Source organism: Alcanivorax sp. VBW004 (assembly GCF_009718865.1).
In the GTDB taxonomy this organism is placed as follows: domain Bacteria; phylum Pseudomonadota; class Gammaproteobacteria; order Pseudomonadales; family Alcanivoracaceae; genus Alcanivorax.
In genome coordinates this window covers 759,232-776,652 of sequence record NZ_WNHC01000001.1, presented here as the reverse complement: position 1 = coordinate 776,652, position 17,421 = coordinate 759,232, and the positions used below count along the sequence as shown (strand labels likewise).

Annotated in this window: 14 protein-coding genes; 5 read left to right on the top strand and 9 right to left on the bottom strand. The window is 58.1% G+C overall.

Translation table 11 applies throughout. The features are described from left to right. Positions 1–61 precede the first annotated feature (61 nt). The 5 genes from F1529_RS03600 to F1529_RS03580 all read left to right on the top strand — a co-directional run bounded on the left by F1529_RS03600 (position 62) and on the right by F1529_RS03580 (position 3,046). On the top strand, positions 62–883 hold the full coding sequence (locus tag F1529_RS03600; protein WP_155132215.1) for a fatty acid desaturase: 822 nt from the start codon (positions 62–64) through the stop codon (positions 881–883). After that, positions 880–1,284, top strand: coding sequence for a hypothetical protein (locus tag F1529_RS03595; protein WP_155132213.1), 405 nt, complete (start codon positions 880–882; stop codon positions 1,282–1,284). The genes F1529_RS03600 and F1529_RS03595 overlap by 4 nt, the downstream gene beginning before the upstream one ends. A gap of 72 nt (positions 1,285–1,356) precedes the next feature. Beyond that, the gene (locus F1529_RS03590) at positions 1,357–2,070 is read left to right on the top strand and encodes a hypothetical protein (RefSeq protein WP_196220363.1); all 714 of its coding nucleotides are present in this window, start codon (positions 1,357–1,359) and stop codon (positions 2,068–2,070) included. 77 nt (positions 2,071–2,147) lie between these two features. After that, positions 2,148–2,483 (top strand): 4a-hydroxytetrahydrobiopterin dehydratase, encoded by a 336-nt coding sequence (locus tag F1529_RS03585; RefSeq protein ID WP_155132209.1) that lies wholly within the window; start codon positions 2,148–2,150, stop codon positions 2,481–2,483. A 104-nt stretch (positions 2,484–2,587) separates the two neighbouring features. Beyond that, positions 2,588–3,046 carry a YiiD C-terminal domain-containing protein gene (locus tag F1529_RS03580; RefSeq protein WP_007149773.1) on the top strand — a complete coding sequence of 153 codons (459 nt, stop codon included), beginning with the start codon at positions 2,588–2,590 and terminating at the stop codon, positions 3,044–3,046. A gap of 248 nt (positions 3,047–3,294) precedes the next feature. Here the strand turns inward: F1529_RS03580 and F1529_RS03575 are convergent, their stop codons facing one another. The 9 genes from F1529_RS03575 to F1529_RS03535 form a co-directional block, all read right to left on the bottom strand. Then, a complete protein-coding gene (locus tag F1529_RS03575) occupies positions 3,295–4,074 on the bottom strand; it encodes a pilin (RefSeq protein WP_155132207.1) in 780 nt (259 codons plus the stop codon). Between the two features lie 158 nt (positions 4,075–4,232). Then, a complete protein-coding gene (gene hemE, locus F1529_RS03570; protein WP_155132205.1) occupies positions 4,233–5,294 on the bottom strand; it encodes a uroporphyrinogen decarboxylase in 1,062 nt (353 codons plus the stop codon). 144 nt (positions 5,295–5,438) lie between these two features. Beyond that, positions 5,439–6,860: an FAD-dependent oxidoreductase gene (locus F1529_RS03565; RefSeq protein WP_155132203.1), complete on the bottom strand. Its 1,422-nt coding sequence runs from the start codon at positions 6,858–6,860 to the stop codon at positions 5,439–5,441. A gap of 11 nt (positions 6,861–6,871) precedes the next feature. After that, a complete protein-coding gene (gene gltB / locus F1529_RS03560) occupies positions 6,872–11,335 on the bottom strand; it encodes a glutamate synthase large subunit (RefSeq protein ID WP_155132201.1) in 4,464 nt (1,487 codons plus the stop codon). A gap of 143 nt (positions 11,336–11,478) precedes the next feature. Further along, positions 11,479–13,032 (bottom strand): SPOR domain-containing protein, encoded by a 1,554-nt coding sequence (locus tag F1529_RS03555; protein ID WP_370456942.1) that lies wholly within the window; start codon positions 13,030–13,032, stop codon positions 11,479–11,481. Beyond that, complete coding sequence (gene aroB, locus F1529_RS03550; RefSeq protein ID WP_155132197.1) at positions 13,022–14,101, bottom strand: 3-dehydroquinate synthase; 1,080 nt, start codon at positions 14,099–14,101, stop codon at positions 13,022–13,024. The genes F1529_RS03555 and aroB overlap by 11 nt, the downstream gene beginning before the upstream one ends. A gap of 61 nt (positions 14,102–14,162) precedes the next feature. Then, complete coding sequence (aroK, locus tag F1529_RS03545; RefSeq protein WP_007150995.1) at positions 14,163–14,699, bottom strand: shikimate kinase AroK; 537 nt, start codon at positions 14,697–14,699, stop codon at positions 14,163–14,165. Next, positions 14,696–16,780: a type IV pilus secretin PilQ gene (gene pilQ / locus F1529_RS03540; protein WP_155132195.1), complete on the bottom strand. Its 2,085-nt coding sequence runs from the start codon at positions 16,778–16,780 to the stop codon at positions 14,696–14,698. Before pilQ ends, aroK begins: the two co-directional genes overlap by 4 nt. 107 nt (positions 16,781–16,887) lie before the next feature. Beyond that, positions 16,888–17,415, bottom strand: coding sequence for a pilus assembly protein PilP (locus F1529_RS03535; RefSeq protein WP_155132193.1), 528 nt, complete (start codon positions 17,413–17,415; stop codon positions 16,888–16,890). Between the last annotated feature and the right edge of the window lie 6 nt (positions 17,416–17,421).

Sequence of the window (17,421 nt, the reverse complement as noted above, 5' to 3'; positions counted from 1 at the left end):
CTTTTTAGAGTAGTACGTATGTACCGCTTTTGAGATGCGCCGCCGGGCCCAGGGTGACCTCATGAAAGTACGCTATAGGGCAGACCGGCTCGCCGTTGCTCTGGTGTTAGCGGTATTCGGTATCCAGCTTGGCCTGTTCTTCTTCAGCCATGGGCTGGCCACCTGGCTGGGCATGCTGGCCCTGCTGCCGGTGCAGGTGTCCTGCGGCGCCATCTGCCACAACCACCACCACGTGAACACCTTCGTCAAACGCCCGCTCAACCGGCTGTTTGAAATGGTCCTGTACCTGCAGACCGGCACCAGCCCCTTGAGCTGGACGCTGCATCACAACATTGGCCATCACCAGCTCTATCTGGATCCGGACAACGACCCGTCCCCCTGGCAACAGGCTGACGGCAGCCTGATGCCGCGCTGGCGCTATGTGCTGATCAACACCCTGCGCATCTACCCGGAAATCCACCGCATCGGCCGCCAGCACCCGGCACTGTACCGTCGCTTTCTGCGCCTGCTGTTGCTCGCCAATATCCCGCTGGTCGCCGCCTTCATGCTGGACCCGCGCAACGCCTTTATCGTCTTCCTAATTCCCATGATCAGCATGCTGTTCATGTTGCTGGACAATACCTACGGACAACACGCCGGCACCGGCTATGAAGACCACTTCCACGCGTCGCGCAATGTGGAACTGAAACGCTATAACCTGCCGTCCTGGAACCTGGGCTACCACACAGCCCATCACATGCTGCCCGGCCTGCACTGGAGCGAACTGCCGGCCCTGCACGCAAAAATCCGCGACCGGATTCCGGATCACCTGATTACCGAAAACGTGCTATTGCAGTGGGAACCCGCCCGCCAGCAGCGCCAAGGAGAAGGACTTCCTTCATGATACGTGGCCTGATTCTCTGTCTGATCATGCTGTCTGCGGCTGCCGCCCGTGCCCAGGACTGCTATTACTACTGGGTACACCAGTGCATCGAAGTGGTCGACGCCAGTCAGCGTCAACTCAAGCAATTTGTGCTGATTTCCCCGGCGGTCAATTACCTGAGTGTGGACGAAGGCAGCCAGTGCAGTGCTGCCGTGAGCCGTCAGCAAGCCCCGCTCAACCCCCAACTGCTGGCTGCCTTCAATGACGCCGCCAGCAGGATTGAGGCCTGTGCAGCCCCGCTCACCGAGCTTTCCGCCCGCGCCTTCGACAAACCCCACAAGGCCACCTGGCACTACAACCGAAGCCGTAAAGTCAGCCCCCAGAAAGTGGTCATCACGGTGGAAAACGCGCCAATCCTCTAACAAGCGGTTAATCGCTGCACTATGCAACGGGTATGCTATGATCAATGTGCTTTTTTATATCCGGGGCGAATAATGAAAATAATCAAAACTGCCGCGTTGTCCTTGAGTTTGTTCCTTGTTGCCTGCCAGGGCCTGCAAGGGGAACGCCAGGGCGATTACTACTTTTCACCGGCCGGCGCCTACATCCTTGATCTTGGTATCAACACTTTCCGTGGCGAAGTGGTGCTGGATGAGCGCTGTGACCGCAACGGGGGCTCCACCACCTTCTGGGACGGCAGTGGCCGCCTGTTCCGGGTGGATTACCTGAACGTGGAAAATCACCCGATGATCGAAGCCCCCCGCTTCGCCTCGGACCTGACACTGCTCAATCTCAGCCTCAACAGTTACCTGCGTGAAGTGGTTGCCAAGGCCCCCATGATCACCAGCGCTGAAGCCTCCTACCGGGAATTCCTGGACGATGCGGACCCGAAGGCGTTGTTCGCCATCATTGGTATCAATGTGGATGCGGCCAAGGTGAAAGATGACGAGGCGGAAAGCGGCACCTACTACTACGGCTTCATGCTGTTCAAGCGGGGCGACCTGATCTATGTACTGCAGCATCGCCAGCCCGTGCTGATGCCGGAAAAGATGAAGGCCGTGCTGCTGAACCTGGCGGCCGGGATGGAAATCCCCGGCCGGGTTCGCGATGACACCGACATGGAAAAGTTGCGCCGCGCCCTGAAAAAGATGGCTCCCGGCGGCACGAATGGCGACCCGGTGCGTTTGTGCGAACCCGCACAGGGCTGAATTGATAATGGCTAATGGATCACTGACAATCGGGGTAACCGATTCTGTCATCCATTAGCCAGATTGGATTGATCGCCATGAGCACCCTGAAAACACAACAATGTGAGGCCTGCCGCGCCGACTCTCCCCTGGTCAGTGACCAGGACCGTAAAGAGCTACACCCGCAAGTACCCGACTGGATGCTGGTGGAAGAAGACGGCATCGAGAAACTGCAACGGCACTTCACCTTCAAGAATTTCGTCCAGGCGCTGGATTTCACCCATCGGGTGGGCGATCTGGCGGAACAGGAAGGTCACCACCCCGCCATTCTCACCGAATATGGCAAGGTCACCGTCACCTGGTGGACCCATAAAATCCGCGGACTTCACCGCAACGATTTTATCTGCGCCGCCAAGACAGACGCTCTCCTGTAAAACCTGGCAGCACCTGACCATTTGCATCAGCACTATGAACAAAACGGTTTGGGGGCAGCCATGGAGCCTTTGCTAGCATCACCTGTAACCAAGGAGATAACAGCATGGCCCTGAGCGAAGAACAGAAAACCCTTATCAAAACCGCCAGCGACAAAACCTTTCCCTTTGTGGAACGCTGCGAAGTGCAGACACTGGAAGTGGAGCGCGGTTACTGCAAGATGTTGATGCCACTCAAACCCAACCTTAACCATGTTGGCATCATGTACGCAGGGGCGCTCTACACCATTGCCGAATTGCCCGGCGGCACCATTTACCTGACCTCCTTCGACACCAAGCGCTTCTATCCCATCGTCAAGGACATGTCGATTCGCTTCCGTCGCCCAGCCACCACCGACGTCACCGTGGAAGTCACCCTGAGCGAAGAAGAAATCGCACGCATCGAGAGCACCACTGAAGAAGTGGGGAAATGTGATTTTGAATGGGACGTTGAAATCAAGGATGCCAATGGCGAAGTGGTTGCCATCACCCACAACGTCTACCAGCTAAGAAAGATCGGCAGCTAAGAGGAACCACAAGCTTCAAGCTGCAACGCGGGTTGGGGGCGCCACACGGTGGCCGCCTTGCCCGCGGAATTTAGTTGAAAGTGCAAAGTGAAAAGCTGAAAAGAGTAAACCCCGGGAACTTTTCCGCCTTACCCTATCCATTCTCGTAGCTCGTAGCTCGTAGCTCGTAGCTCGTAGCTCGTAGCTCGTAGCTCGTAGCTCGTAGCTCGTAGCTCGTAGCTCGTAGCTCGTAGCTCGTAGCTCGTAGCTCACTCAGCGTAGGTACAGAATCCCTGCGGCCCCAGGTTCACCGTGGTAGAGCACTCCCACTCAATACGCTGCATGCCCCCTTCCACCGGCCAGGTGGTTAGCTGATGGCCATCCAGACGGCCCGCCAGCTCCAGTTTCAACATGCCACCATCCAGTAGATACGCCCGCTTTATGCGTTTGCCGGTCACCTGCTCCTGGGCCACCCCCATATCCGTCAGACTGTCAGGCCAGGTGCCACCGGACAGATAATATTCTGTCATATGCATGCGCAAGGCATTGACCGTGCTGAATGTCTGGGCCAGCTCGGAACGGTCTCGGCTGCTGCTGAATAATTCCCAGGTTTTCGGGTCAATTCCCGGCGGCGGCGCATCTTCGGATTCACTGGGTGAGGCCGGCGTTTCAGGAATGGCGACACGCCGGGCAAGGGCATCGATATCCCCCTCATAGCGGGCACGCAGGGAGCAGCGACTGCCCGTCCAGCGCTGCCCCTGCAGTGACGGTGTTTCGGTTTGCAGCTGGCTGAGGTAGGCGTCCTGGAGCAACGATTCCGGCCGGTCCTGTTTCTTGTATGCCTGCTGGCGCTGCCGATACTCATCGGTGGCCGCAATCACACTGAGTAAGCTGACGTGAAGCTCTTCAGTCATCAACTGCAAGGCACGGTCGCAGACCTGCTGCTCGGTTTCGCCCTGCCCGGCCCGTTCCACCTTGGCCAGCGCCAGTGACATGGCCATAGCCGGCGCCCCCAGCGCCAGCAACATAGCCGTAATAACAATACGCATCCCTTCCCCCCTCACTTTCACGCTTCAACGCGATTGAGTGTTTTATCTGTTTGAACGCAAGGGACCACACCCAAATCCCCCAGCGCGGCCCCTGCGGCGTCAGACAAGACAACCCCAGGATTCGCGTTGTAGCGTGAAGCTTGTCGCTTGCAGCTCAATTATTTCTGGCTCAACTCCACCACCGCCTCAATAAAGACCCTGGCGTGCTCCGGATCCACCTGCGGTGTAATGCCATGCCCCAGATTAAAAATATGCCCGGGGTGATCACCAAAATCATTGAGGATACGTTTTACTTCGGCGCGAATCGCCTCAGGAGATGCGTACAGCACCGCCGGGTCCATGTTGCCCTGCAAGGCCACCTTGTCACCCACACGGCGGCGAGCCTCACCAATATTGATGGTCCAGTCCAGGCCCAGCGCATCGCAACCCGACTCCGCCATGGATTCCAGCCATAGCCCACCGTTCTTGGTGAAGAGAATGACCGGCACCTTGCGGCCCTCATGATCGCGGATCAGGCCATCAACAATCTGCTTCATGTATTTCAGGGAGAACTGCTGGTACGCCTCGGCAGACAGGGCTCCGCCCCAGGTATCAAAAATCTGCACGACCTGGGCACCATGGCGTATCTGCGCATTCAAATAGGACGTCACCGACTGTGCCAGCTTGTCCAGCAGGGCATGGGCCACTTCAGGCTGGCTGTAGACCATGGCCTTGAGGTGGCGGAAATCCTTGCTGGAGCCGCCCTCCACCATGTAGGTGGCCAGCGTCCAGGGGCTACCGGAAAAGCCGATCAGGGGAACGCGGCCGTTCAGGGCACCACGAATGGTGCTCACCGCCTTCATCACGTACCCCAGATCGGTTTCCGCATCGGGTATCGGCAAGGCGGCCACGTCCGCCTCAGTACGCACCACTTTCCTGAATTTCGGGCCTTCTCCGGTTTCGAAGTACAAACCCAGCCCCATGGCATCGGGGATGGTCAGGATGTCGGAGAACAGGATTGCCGCATCCAGCGGGTAACGCTCCAGCGGCTGCAACGTGACTTCGCAGGCCAGATCCGCATTCCTGCACAGGTCCATGAAGGACCCGGCATGTTCACGGGCAGCCCGGTATTCCGGCAGATAGCGACCCGCCTGGCGCATCATCCAGATGGGCGTGCGGTCTACCGACTCACGGTTCAAGGCACGGAGGAAGCGATCGTTTTGCAGGGGAGCGAAAGTCATGTGGGTTCCTTTGGAAGCACTTCACGCACCACGCTGCACGCAACGCGCGAAAATCAAAATCCTCAACATCATATAGAAAAAGGGCCTGCAAAAGCAGGCCCTTTTAGCGTGATGCGTGCAAGCATGGTGCCTGCAGCGTCTCACTTAAACATCCAGGTAATCAAGAATCCCTTTGGCCGCTTCACGGCCTTCCCAGATGGCGGTCACCACCAGGTCGGAACCACGCACCATGTCACCACCGGCAAAGATCTTTTCATTGCTGGTCTGGAACGGGAAAGCTTGCTCCTCGATCGCCATAACACGGCCGGAATCATCGGTGTTGATGCTCTTCGCATCAAACCAGTCCGCCGGGCTGGGGCGAAAACCGAACGCCACGATCACCGCATCCGCCGGCAGAATTTCTTCACTGCCCGGGATCGGCTCAGGGCGGCGGCGGCCATTGTTATCCGCTTCGCCCAGCTTGGTTTCCACTACCTTGACGCCAACAACCTTGCCATCTTCCCCCACCACTTCAATGGGCTGACGGTTAAACAGGAACTGCACGCCCTCTTCTCTGGCGTTGGTCACTTCCTTGCGTGAACCCGGCATGTTTTCTTCATCGCGACGGTAAGCACAGCTGACGCTTTCTGCCTGCTGACGAATAGAGGTGCGGTTACAGTCCATGGCGGTATCACCACCACCCAGCACCACCACACGCTTGCCCTGCATGTTGATAAAGTCGGCTTCGTCTTTTTCAAAGCCCAGGTTGCGGTTGGCGTTGGAGATCAGGAACGGCAGCGCTTCAAACACGCCCTCCAGCTCTTCACCCGGGAAGCCGCCTTTCATATAGGTATAAGTGCCCATACCCATGAAGACCGCATCGTATTCGTCGAGCAGCTCATCGATGGTGATGTCCTTGCCGACTTCCACGCCCAGGCGGAATTCTATGCCCATGCCTTCAAACACTTCACGGCGCTTGGCCATGACCGGTTTTTCCAACTTGAACTCGGGGATACCGAAGGTCAGCAGACCACCGATTTCCTCGTAACGATCGAATACCACCGGCTTCACACCGCTGCGTACCAGTACATCAGCGCAGCCAATGCCCGCAGGCCCCGCACCGATCACTGCCACTTTCTTGTCAGTCCAAACCACCTTCGACATATCCGGACGCCAGCCCATGGCCAGCGCCGTATCGGTGATGTACTTCTCGGTGGCACCAATGGTCACCGCACCAAAACCGTCGTTCAGGGTACAGGCCCCTTCACACAGACGATCCTGCGGGCATACCCGGCCACAGACTTCCGGCAGGGAGTTGGTCTGGTGACTCAGCTCCACCGCTTCCAACAGGTTGCCTTCGCTGATCAGCTTCAACCAGTTGGGGATGTAGTTATGGACCGGACACTTCCATTCACAGTACGGGTTACCGCAATGCAGGCAGCGGTGTGCCTGATGCTCCACTTCCCGGGTTTCAAACGGGTAGTAGATTTCCTCGTACTTGTGCTTGCGGTCTTCAATGTCCTTTTTCTTCGGATCGTGCCGGGGCACGTCGAGAAACTGGAAATTATTGCTCAAACGTTCAGCCATGGTATCCCCCGTTATGCCGGATTGGCGCGCGTGCTCTGCAGCAGGTTTTCCAGGCTTGCGGCCTTGGGCTTAACCAGCCAGAACTTGCGGCTCATGGCATCAAAGTTGTCCAGAATGTACTGGCCCCATTCGCTGCCGGTCTCTTCCACGTAATCTGCGATTACGCCGCGCAGGTGACTGCGGTGAGACTCGGTGGCTTCGGAACTGATGCGATGCAACTCGATCAGCTCCGGGTTGATGCGGTCGAAGAAATCATTGTCTTCGTCCAGGACGAACGCGAAACCGCCGGTCATGCCCGCACCGAAGTTATGCCCGGTGCGGCCCAGCACGGTGATGGAACCACCGGTCATGTATTCACAGCAGTGATCGCCGGCGCCTTCCACGATGGCATGGGCTCCGGAGTTACGCACCCCGAAACGCTCACCAGCGGTACCGGCGGCGTACAGCTTGCCGCCGGTGGCGCCGTAGAGGCAGGTATTACCGATGATGGCGGTTTCCTGACTCTTGAACGGGCTGCCATTGGGCGGGCGAATCACCAGCTTGCCGCCGGCCATGCCTTTGCCCACGTAATCGTTGGCGTCGCCTTCAATATACATGTGCAGACCGCCAGCGTTGAACACACCGAAGCTCTGCCCGGCAGTACCGGTAAAGCGAACCTTGATCGGCGCTGTCTCCATGCCCAGATTGCCGTGCTGCTTGGCAATCTCACCGGACACGCGCGCGCCCACGGAGCGGTCACAGTTGGTGATCTCGTAATGGAACGAGCCACCGGATTTGCTCTCGATGGCGGTGCCCATGTCGTCCACCATCTTCTGGCTCAGCACGGCCTTGTCGAACGGCTCGTTGCGGGTCACCTGACAATGGGTCGGCTTGTCCGCCGGCACCAGGTCATTGCGCAGAATCGGGGTCAGGTCCAGCTTGCCCTGGCGCGCGGTTTCACCTTCCAGCACCTTCAGCAGGTCGGTACGGCCGATCAGCTCGGGGATGCTCTTCACACCCAGCAGCGCCAGCAATTCACGCACTTCCTGAGCCACAAAGGTGAAGTAGTTGATCAGCAGTTCCGGCGCACCAATGAAGTGCTCCTTACGCAGATCTTCACGCTGGGTCGCCACACCGGTGGCGCAGTTGTTCAAATGACAGATACGCAGGTACTTACAGCCCAGCACGATCATCGGCACAGTACCGAAACCGAAGGACTCGGCACCCAGAATCGCCGCCTTGATCACATCCAGGCCGGTCTTCAGGCCACCGTCTGTCTGCAGGCGAATCTTGTCGCGCAGGTCGTTACCCCGCAGCGCCTGATGCGCTTCCGCCAGACCCAGCTCCCAGGGGGAACCGGCGTAGCGGATGGAGGTCAGCGGGCTCGCCGCGGTGCCACCGTCGTAACCGGAAATGGTGATCAGATCCGCGTAGGCTTTGGCCACACCGGACGCCACCGTACCGACACCGGGTTCGGACACCAGCTTCACAGACACCTGGGCATCCGGGTTGACCTGCTTGAGGTCGAAGATCAGCTGGGACAGATCCTCAATGGAGTAGATGTCATGGTGCGGCGGCGGTGAAATCAGGGTCACACCGGGCACAGAATGACGCAGGCGCGCAATCAGCGCATTCACCTTGCCACCGGGCAGCTGGCCACCTTCACCGGGCTTGGCGCCCTGGGCCACCTTGATCTGCAGCACTTCGGCGTTGACCAGGTAATGCGGGGTCACACCGAAACGGCCAGAGGCAATCTGCTTGATCTTGGACACACGCTCGGTGCCAAAACGGGCCGGGTCTTCCCCGCCCTCACCGGAATTGGAACGACCACCCAGACGGTTCATTGCCGTGGCAATGGCTTCATGGGCTTCCGGGCTCAACGCGCCCAGAGACATGCCGGCGGAGTCAAAGCGCAGCAGGATATTTTCCAGCGGCTCCACCTGATCCACGTCGATGGCATCCACGTCATCACGCAGGGCAAACAGGTCGCGCAACGTGGCCACCGGACGCTTGTTGACCAGTTCGGCGTACTCTTTGTACGCGTCGTAGTCGCTGTCCTGGGTGGCACGGTGCAGGGCGTAGATCACGTCCGGGTTGAAGGCGTGATATTCCTTGCCGTGGATGTATTTGAGGATGCCGCCGGCATCAATGGGCTTGCGTTGCTTCCAGGCATCCTTGGCCAGGTTTTGCTGGTCTTCCTGGAAATCCTCGAAGCCCGCACCCTGAATCCGGCTGGGCACGCCACGGAAACACAGTTCTACGACTTCACTGTTGATACCGATGGCTTCAAACAGCTGGGCACCCCGGTAAGAGGTAATAGTGGAGATCCCCATCTTGGAGAGAATCTTCATCAGGCCCTTGTTGATGCCTTTACGGAAGTTCTTCTGCAGCTCCACCGCATCGCCCAACAGCTCACCGGAACGCACCATGTCGGCGATCACGTCGTAGGCCAGGTACGGGTACACCGCGGTAGCACCGAAACCGAACAGCACGGCGAAGTGATGGGAATCACGCACCGTGGCGGTTTCCACAATGATATTGGCGTCGGAGCGCAGACCTTTTTCGGTCAGGGAATGGTGTACCGCGCCGGTGGCCATAGCAGCATGGATAGTCAGTTTATCCTGGGCGATACCATGGTCCGTCAGCACCAGAATCGCGCTGCCATCACGAACGGCCTTTGCCGCCTGCTCGCACAGATCCAGCACCGCCTGCTTGAGGCCGGTTTCGGCGTCATAGTGCAGGCTAAGCTTGGCCGTCTGGTAACCCGGACGCTCGATGTTGATCAGGTTGGTGAACTTGGAGTGCGACAATACAGGGGTAGACAGAATGGCCCGGTCGGCATGGTCAGCGGTCTCTTCGAACACATTGCGCTCGGCGCCTACACAGGTTTCCAGGCTCATCACGATCGCTTCACGCAGCGGATCGATGGGCGGATTGGTCACCTGGGCAAACTGCTGGCGGAAATAATCGAACAGGGAACGCTCGCGACGGGACAACACCGCCATGGGGGTATCGTCACCCATGGAGCCGGTGGCTTCCTGGCCGGATTCTGCCAACGGGCGCAGCACCTGATCGCGCTCTTCAAAGCTGATCTGGAAGAATTTCTGGTAGCTGAGCAGATCCTGCGGATCCACTTCATCGGTGCGGCCCACTTCGTGGTCGTAGTCCGCCTCGATACGCAGGGCATTGCTCTTCAGCCAGTCACGGTAAGGGTGACGGACTTTCAGGCGGTTATCGATGTCCTTGGTGTGCAGGACTTCACCGGTTTCGGTGTCGATGGCCAGAATCTGGCCCGGCCCGACACGGCCCTTGGCCACTACGTCTTCCGGCTTGTAGCTGTACACACCGATTTCCGAGGCCAGGGTAATAAAGCCGTTCTTGGTCACCACCCAGCGAGCCGGGCGCAGACCGTTGCGGTCGAGCATACAGACAGCATAACGGCCGTCCGTCATTACCAGACCGGCCGGCCCATCCCACGGCTCCATGTGCATGGAGTTATATTCGTAGAAGGCACGCAGATCGGCATCCATGGTTTCCACGTTCTGCCAGGCAGGCGGAATCATCATGCGCACGGCGCGGAACAGGTCCATGCCGCCAGCCAATAGAATTTCCAACATGTTATCCATGCTGGAAGAATCCGAACCGGTACGGTTAACCAGTGGGCTCAACTCTTCCAGGCCCGGAAGCAGCTCATTCTGGAACTTGTTTTCCCGCGCCAGTGCCCAGTTCCGGTTGCCCTGCACGGTGTTGATCTCACCGTTATGGGCCAGGTAACGGAACGGCTGGGCCAGCGGCCACTGGGGCAGCGTGTTGGTAGAAAAGCGCTGGTGGAAAACGACAATCGCCGTTTCCATGGCACTGTCGCCCAGGTCCGGGAAGAACACCGGCAGATCCACCGGCATCATCAGGCCTTTGTAAGACATCACCGAGGCGGACAGGGAGCAAATGTAGAAGTAGCCGTCATTCTCGATGGCTTTTTCCGCATGGCGACGGGCAAAGAACAACCGACGGTTCAGCTCCTGCTCGGAGTTGCCGTCTGCCGCCACCATCACCTGCCAGAACCCCGGCAGGGACGCACGCGCCAGATCACCCAGGCAGGACGGGTCGGTGGGCACTTCGCGCCAGCCGAGCACCGCAACACCCTGGGCCTCCAGGGCCGCATTGATAGCGCTTTTTTGTTGCTCGGACTGATCCGCGTCCGGGTGGGTAAATACCATCCCCACGCCGTAGTTATCCGGCAACGTAATGGATTGCTCTTCCGCGACCTTGCGGAAGAAAGAATCGGGTTTCTTAAGCAACAGACCGCAGCCATCACCGGTTTTTCCGTCGGCATTAATGCCGCCCCGGTGTGTCATGCACGTAAGTGCTTCAATAGCAGTTTGCAGAAGCTCGTGGCTGGCCTGGCCCTCCATATGGGCAATCAGACCAAAACCACAGTTGTCCCGGAATTCTCCGGGCTCAGTGAGCCCCCGCACCAGCGTTGAGTTCTGCTGCATGAAAACCTTTCCTCTTGAAATTCAGAGACTTACAGAAGGCAAATGGCGTCAAGAAAATGGTGACGGCAAAAAAGGGATATGCATTCTACACATTGCGCGCTTGGGCGACAAATTGAACAGTCACCCAAGGCGCTTTTTCATGCTTAAAGCTCGCCGCGAACATCGCCCATCTTGCGAGGAAAAGGCCCCGCTGAGCGCAACTTTGCCGGCAACGTCGACTTTGCATCAAGCGCTGCCTGACGGCTGTAATAGTCCCCGGCGAGCACCAGAAACACGGTTTTTCCATTCCGCTTGGCCGGATAATAGGCGCCTTTACGATCCAGCTGGTCCAGCACCGCACGGGCATTGGCCTCTTGGCTGGTGGCGGTAATCTGCAGAAACCAGCGACTGTCATCCAGCGCCGCGAGCCAGGCCGTCTGATTATACCCCGAGGTTTCGGTCGTCGGCTTTTCCTGCGCGGATGGCGAAGCTGCCTTGCCCTCCTCCGACTCTGGCTCTGACGGCGCAGAGTCGGCCGGCTTGTCGGGGGCCGGCGCTACCGCAACCTCCTGTTGCGCCTGGGCCGGTGACGACTGCATCACCGGGTCGGTCACCGGCGCCAGCTGTACATTGCTGTTCGGCGCAGCCTCAACCTTGCTTTCTTCGTCTTCCGGCTCCGCCCCGATATCCTCGAGACGCGCCACCGGCTCCATGGTCGGCTTCAGCGGTGTCACCCCGGGCTCCCGGGGCGCAACCTCTTGCTGTTTCGACGGCACCGACTCCGGCACGGGCAAAGCCAACTCGCGGGAATCCTGCGCCGCATCCTCATCATCACCGCCAGAAAGCACTGACCACAAGAGGATTACCACCAACAACAGACCCACAACAGCCGCTCCGTGACGCCAGGGCGCAGTGGTACGGGACGCTGGCGCCGTATCAGCCGGCGACACAGGCGCCTCGGCATCAACATGATCATCGTCATCTTCATCATCGCTGGAGCGCGCGGAAAAACCCGGCATGTCACTCATTTCGTCATCGGTCTCGCCCGCTTCAGCGGCGCTGTCCTGGCTGTGCGTGGCAGCCCCCACCGGCACCGCTGCAGCGGAGTCCCGGGTACCCTGCAACAGCCCCAGCAGGGCAGCCGGCAACCCCTCACTACGGTGCGCCAGCTGCTCTGATTCATCCTCATCCAGCTCCTCACCGGCAACAAACCAGGCAAAGTCCTGCACGTCATCGGCATTCAGTGTCGGCAGATCCAGCACGTCATCCACGGTAAAGTCCACGGACTTGAGCGCCTCAACGGTGCCCGGCAGCCCCCCGAACAGGTAGCACAACCGCGCGCCCAGCTTCTGCTTGAGGGCAGCCATGGTGGTCAGCGCATCCGCACGCACGTCTTCGCTGTTATCCACCACCACCACCAGGCGACCGTTGCTCAAGGTGTCACGGAGCACCTGAGGCAACTCGGCGCGGTCGATATCAAAATGACGCAACAACGCATCAACCACCACATTGGCATCATGGGGCTCACTGCCATCGATGCGAACCACTTCCATGTCGGCCAGCAGCGCCATCACTGCCTGCCCGAGCAGAGTAGACACACCGCTGCCCGTATCGCCCTCTATAGCCACTACCGAGCCCAGCCCGGCATGGGCGGTCATGGCATCCAGGAAATCCCCTCGCGAGGCCCCGCTATAGAAACGTTCGTCATCATGCTCCACAAAAAGCCTCCAGCGTTTTTTGCAATGCCGCTTCATCATAGTCGGCTGTTACCACAGCCTTACCCAGCGCGCGCAACAGCACAAGGCGCAACTGGCCGTTATGAACCTTCTTGTCCATGGCCATCAGATCGACAAACTGTTCCGGCGTCATCTCTGCCGGGACTGCCACCGGCAACCCCCAGGCAGACAATAGCGCCACCACGTCCGGCTCCAGCGTATCCGGCACCCAACCCAGCTCGGCCGACATCCGGATCGCCATCAGCATACCCACGGCTACCGCTTCGCCATGCAGCCACTGACTGTAACCAGTCGCCGTCTCGATCGCGTGCCCGAAGGTATGCCCCAGATTCAACAGGGCACGATTGCCCTGCTCGGTTTCATCGTCCGCCACCACCTGCGCCTTGTTTTCGCAGCTACGGAAGATGGCCTCGGAGATTACCGACTCTTCTCTGGACAACAGCTTGCTGTTATTGGTTTCCAGCCACTGGTAGAAATCCGGATCACGGATCAGGCCATATTTGACGACTTCCGCGTAACCGGCGGCCAGCTCCCGCTCCGGCAGAGTACTGAGAACGTCGGTATCGATCAGCACAAGTCTCGGCTGATGAAAGGCGCCAATCATGTTCTTGCCACGGGGGTGATTTACCGCCGTCTTGCCCCCCACGGACGAGTCCACCTGTGCCAGCAACGTGGTCGGCACCTGAATAAAATCCACACCACGCTGATAACAGGCCGCCGCAAAGCCCACCATGTCGCCGACCACACCGCCACCCAGCGCGATCAACGTGGTCGTGCGCGAATGACGCTTGGCCATCAAGGCATCAAAAAGCGTTTCCAGCGTTTCCAGGGTTTTGTATTTCTCCCCGTCGGGGAGAATCAATGTATCGCACTGGATCGCGGAGAATTGCGCTTCCAGCGACGCCAGATACAGCGGGGCGATCGTTTCATTGGTGATGATCATCACCTGATTGCCGCGCACCTGCTCGGCCAGAGGGAAAGACGACAGCAAGCCGGCCCCGATATGAATAGGGTAACTCCGCTCGGCCAGGGCCACCTGAAGTGTGCGCATTACAGCTCCCACAAAAACAATTCAGCAAAACAGGCCGACAGCAGCCCGACAATTGCCTGCATTATCCTTGTGGGTGAGAGTCCAAACAAGCGAGCACGTCATCGGCGACCTTTTTCAGGTTGCCGGATGCGGTCGAGACGACATGGTGAGCCACCTGCCGGTAGAGCGGATCGCGCTCAGCGAACAGGGTCTCAAGCCGCGCCCTGGGGTCTGCCGTTTGCAGCAGCGGGCGGCCTTTGTCATTGCGGGTGCGCGCCAGCTGAATGTCTACCGGCGTCCACAGGTAGACCACACAACCGCGCTCATGGAGAAAGGTGCGATTTTCCGGGGTCACCACAACCCCACCCCCGGTCGCCAGCACGATGCCGGACTCCCGGGTCAATTCGTCGATAACATCCTGCTCTCGTCGCCGGAATCCCGCCTCACCTTCCATATCGAAGATCCAGGGAATGTCCGCCCCGGTCTTCTCCTCAATCACACGATCTGAGTCGAAAAACGGGCGATCCAGCAGCTGGGCAAGATGCCGGCCCAGGGTGCTTTTACCTGCACCCATGGGCCCGACAAGAATCAAAGGAACAATAGAATTAGTCTTGATCACCGATTAGCCAAAGCATCCTTCATCAACCGTGGCGTAATAAAGATCAGCAGTTCCTGCTTGTTATCACGATTCACGGTCTTCCTGAACAGGTTACCAATCCACGGCAAGTCACCCAGGAAAGGTGTCTTGGTCACGGAATTGATCTTCTCCTGCTGGAAGATACCACCAAGCACCACCGTCTCGCCATCATTGACCAGCACGGAGGTTTCCACCCGGTTGGTGTTGATCGCCGCGGAACCGTCTGAACTGAAGGAGTCATTGTTCACTTTCAGCGTCATGATGATATTGCCATCTGGCGTGATATGCGGTGTTACCTCAAGGCGCAGCTCCGCTTCCACAAAGTCGATGGACGTAGCGCCCGAGGACGTGGCCACCTCAAAAGGCACCTGCTGACCGGATGCGATCACCGCAGGCTGCTGATCCGCTGTTAACACCTTGGGAGTAGCCACCAGCTCACCATGACCTTCCGCTTCCAGAGCGGAAAGCTCAAGCTCGATCAGGCCAGAGGCGAGAGAGGTAAAGCCGACAGCAAACCGGGACGCACTGGCAGAATCGACCCCCAGATCGACGATCAGATCATCATCGTTCTCGGTTTCTTCAAACGTAAAGTCATCAGGTCCAAATTCCACATCATCAGGATGTCCCGTACCAGGGGTAGGGTAGGCAATGGTTGCATCAATATTGGTCTGGTGCAGATTACGCAGAGACTGCAAACGACCGGACACACCATAGGTACGACCATCCTCAAGCATGCTCTCGGTATCAAAACCCAACCCACCCCAGCGGACCCCAAACTCATCCGTTACGTCGTTGGTTGCTACAACAACGCGGGCCTCAATAAGCACCTGCTGAACAGGAACATCCAGCTGATCAATCAGTTCACGAATTTCCTCCAGCTTTGCCTGGGTATCCTGAACAATCAGCGTATTGGTCCGCTGATCGACGACCACAGAGCCACGACTGGAAACCAGCGCCTCGCCTTTACCGCCAGCGTTGGCAATCAGCCCCTTCAGCTCCGAGGCGTTGGCATAATTGATACTGATATATTGGGTACGCAAGGGCGCCAATGCTTCAATTTTCTTCTGACTCTCCAGCTCCAGCTGCTCACGGGCCGCAATTTCATCCGCAGGCGCGACCAGCAAGACGTTACCCACCTGACGCTTATCCAGCCCCTTGGTTTTCAGGATCAATTCCAGCGCCTGATCCCAAGGCACATTCTGCAAACGCAGAGTGATGCGGCCATCAACCGTATCAGAAGCCACCAGGTTCAAGCCGGTAAAGTCGGCGATCAGTTGAAGCACCGAACGCACCTCAATATCCTGGAAATTCAGGGACAATTTTTCGCCGGTGTACTCAAAAGCGTCTTTTTTCTTTCTCGCCGCTTCTGCCTTGCTGACCGGCTTAACATTGATACTGAATTCGTTATCCGCCTGGTAGGCCAGATACTCCCACACCCCGGTCGGCTCAATAACCACCATGGTGCTACCCTCAGCTGACTGGGTCTCCACCATCTTGACCGGCGTCGCAAAATCGGTCACATCCAGTTTCCGCACCAGCTCATTGGGCACACCAGCCCCGACAAACCGGGCCACAATCTTGCCACCCTCTTCCTTCACATCAACCGGAATTGATGGCTCTGACAGCTTGATAATCACACGACCTTCGCCGCTATCACCACGTCGAAAATCAACACCGGTTACAGCCGCTTCGCCACTGTAATCATCCCCTTGGGTCGCCTGGTTTTGCTTATCCACCTGCTCATTACCCAACAGAACTACCAGATCATTCCCTTCAGCACGGGTAGAATAACCGGTCAACGACTCCAGATTAAAAATCAGTCGTGTGCGGTCTTTTGCTTCAACGATAGTCACGCTGCGGGCATTACCCGAACCGAGATTTTGCCGCTTGCCAGCGATATCCGTATCGGCGCCAACAAGGTCCAGAGCAATTCGAGCAGGCTGCTCAATACTGTATCCCTTTACTTCCGGCACCCCCCCTTCAAATCTCAGGCGCACCTCCATGCCGTCACCGGACAGGGAGTTCGCTTCGATCGACTTCAGCGTATCTGCGCCCGCAACCATAGAGAGAACCGACAGCACCCCTACAGAAAACAGCCCCGCCAGACGCCGGGAAGCGCTCTTTTTTATTGTCAATTTTGCACATTTCATAACTGGGTCCCCAGCGACTATTATTCGGAAATCGAGACGTTACTGGCGCGTTCCACCCAGCCATCTCGACCATCCGGTACGATTTCAATCAAACTTACCTTGGCTTCGCTAACCTGCTTGACCAAGCCAAAATTCTTCCCCATATGGCTACCCGGCTTAACCCGGGTAACAGCCCCCGAAGGGTCAGCAACAAGCGCCTGCAGCGGCTCGCCAGGCTTGCTAATGGTCCCAACCATTTTCAGCGTATCCAGCGAGAATCGCTCCAGGTATTCTTTCGGGCGCCCCATATCCGGCTCTACCTTTCGACCATCTGGCACGACCAGCAGCTCCTGATCCTGCGGCGGACTGAATGGAGAGCGAAGCTTGTGGGCCGCATACGAATAAGAAGCAATAGGCTTGAATTCAGGTGGCGGCTCAATCCGTCCCCGGGGCCTTGCCTTGATTTCCTGGAGACGTGCATCCAGTTCTGACAGATTCGCGCTGGAACCGCACCCGGCAAGCCCGAACAAGGCGACGCAAGCAACAGAAAGAAAGACTAATTTTTTCATTATCCC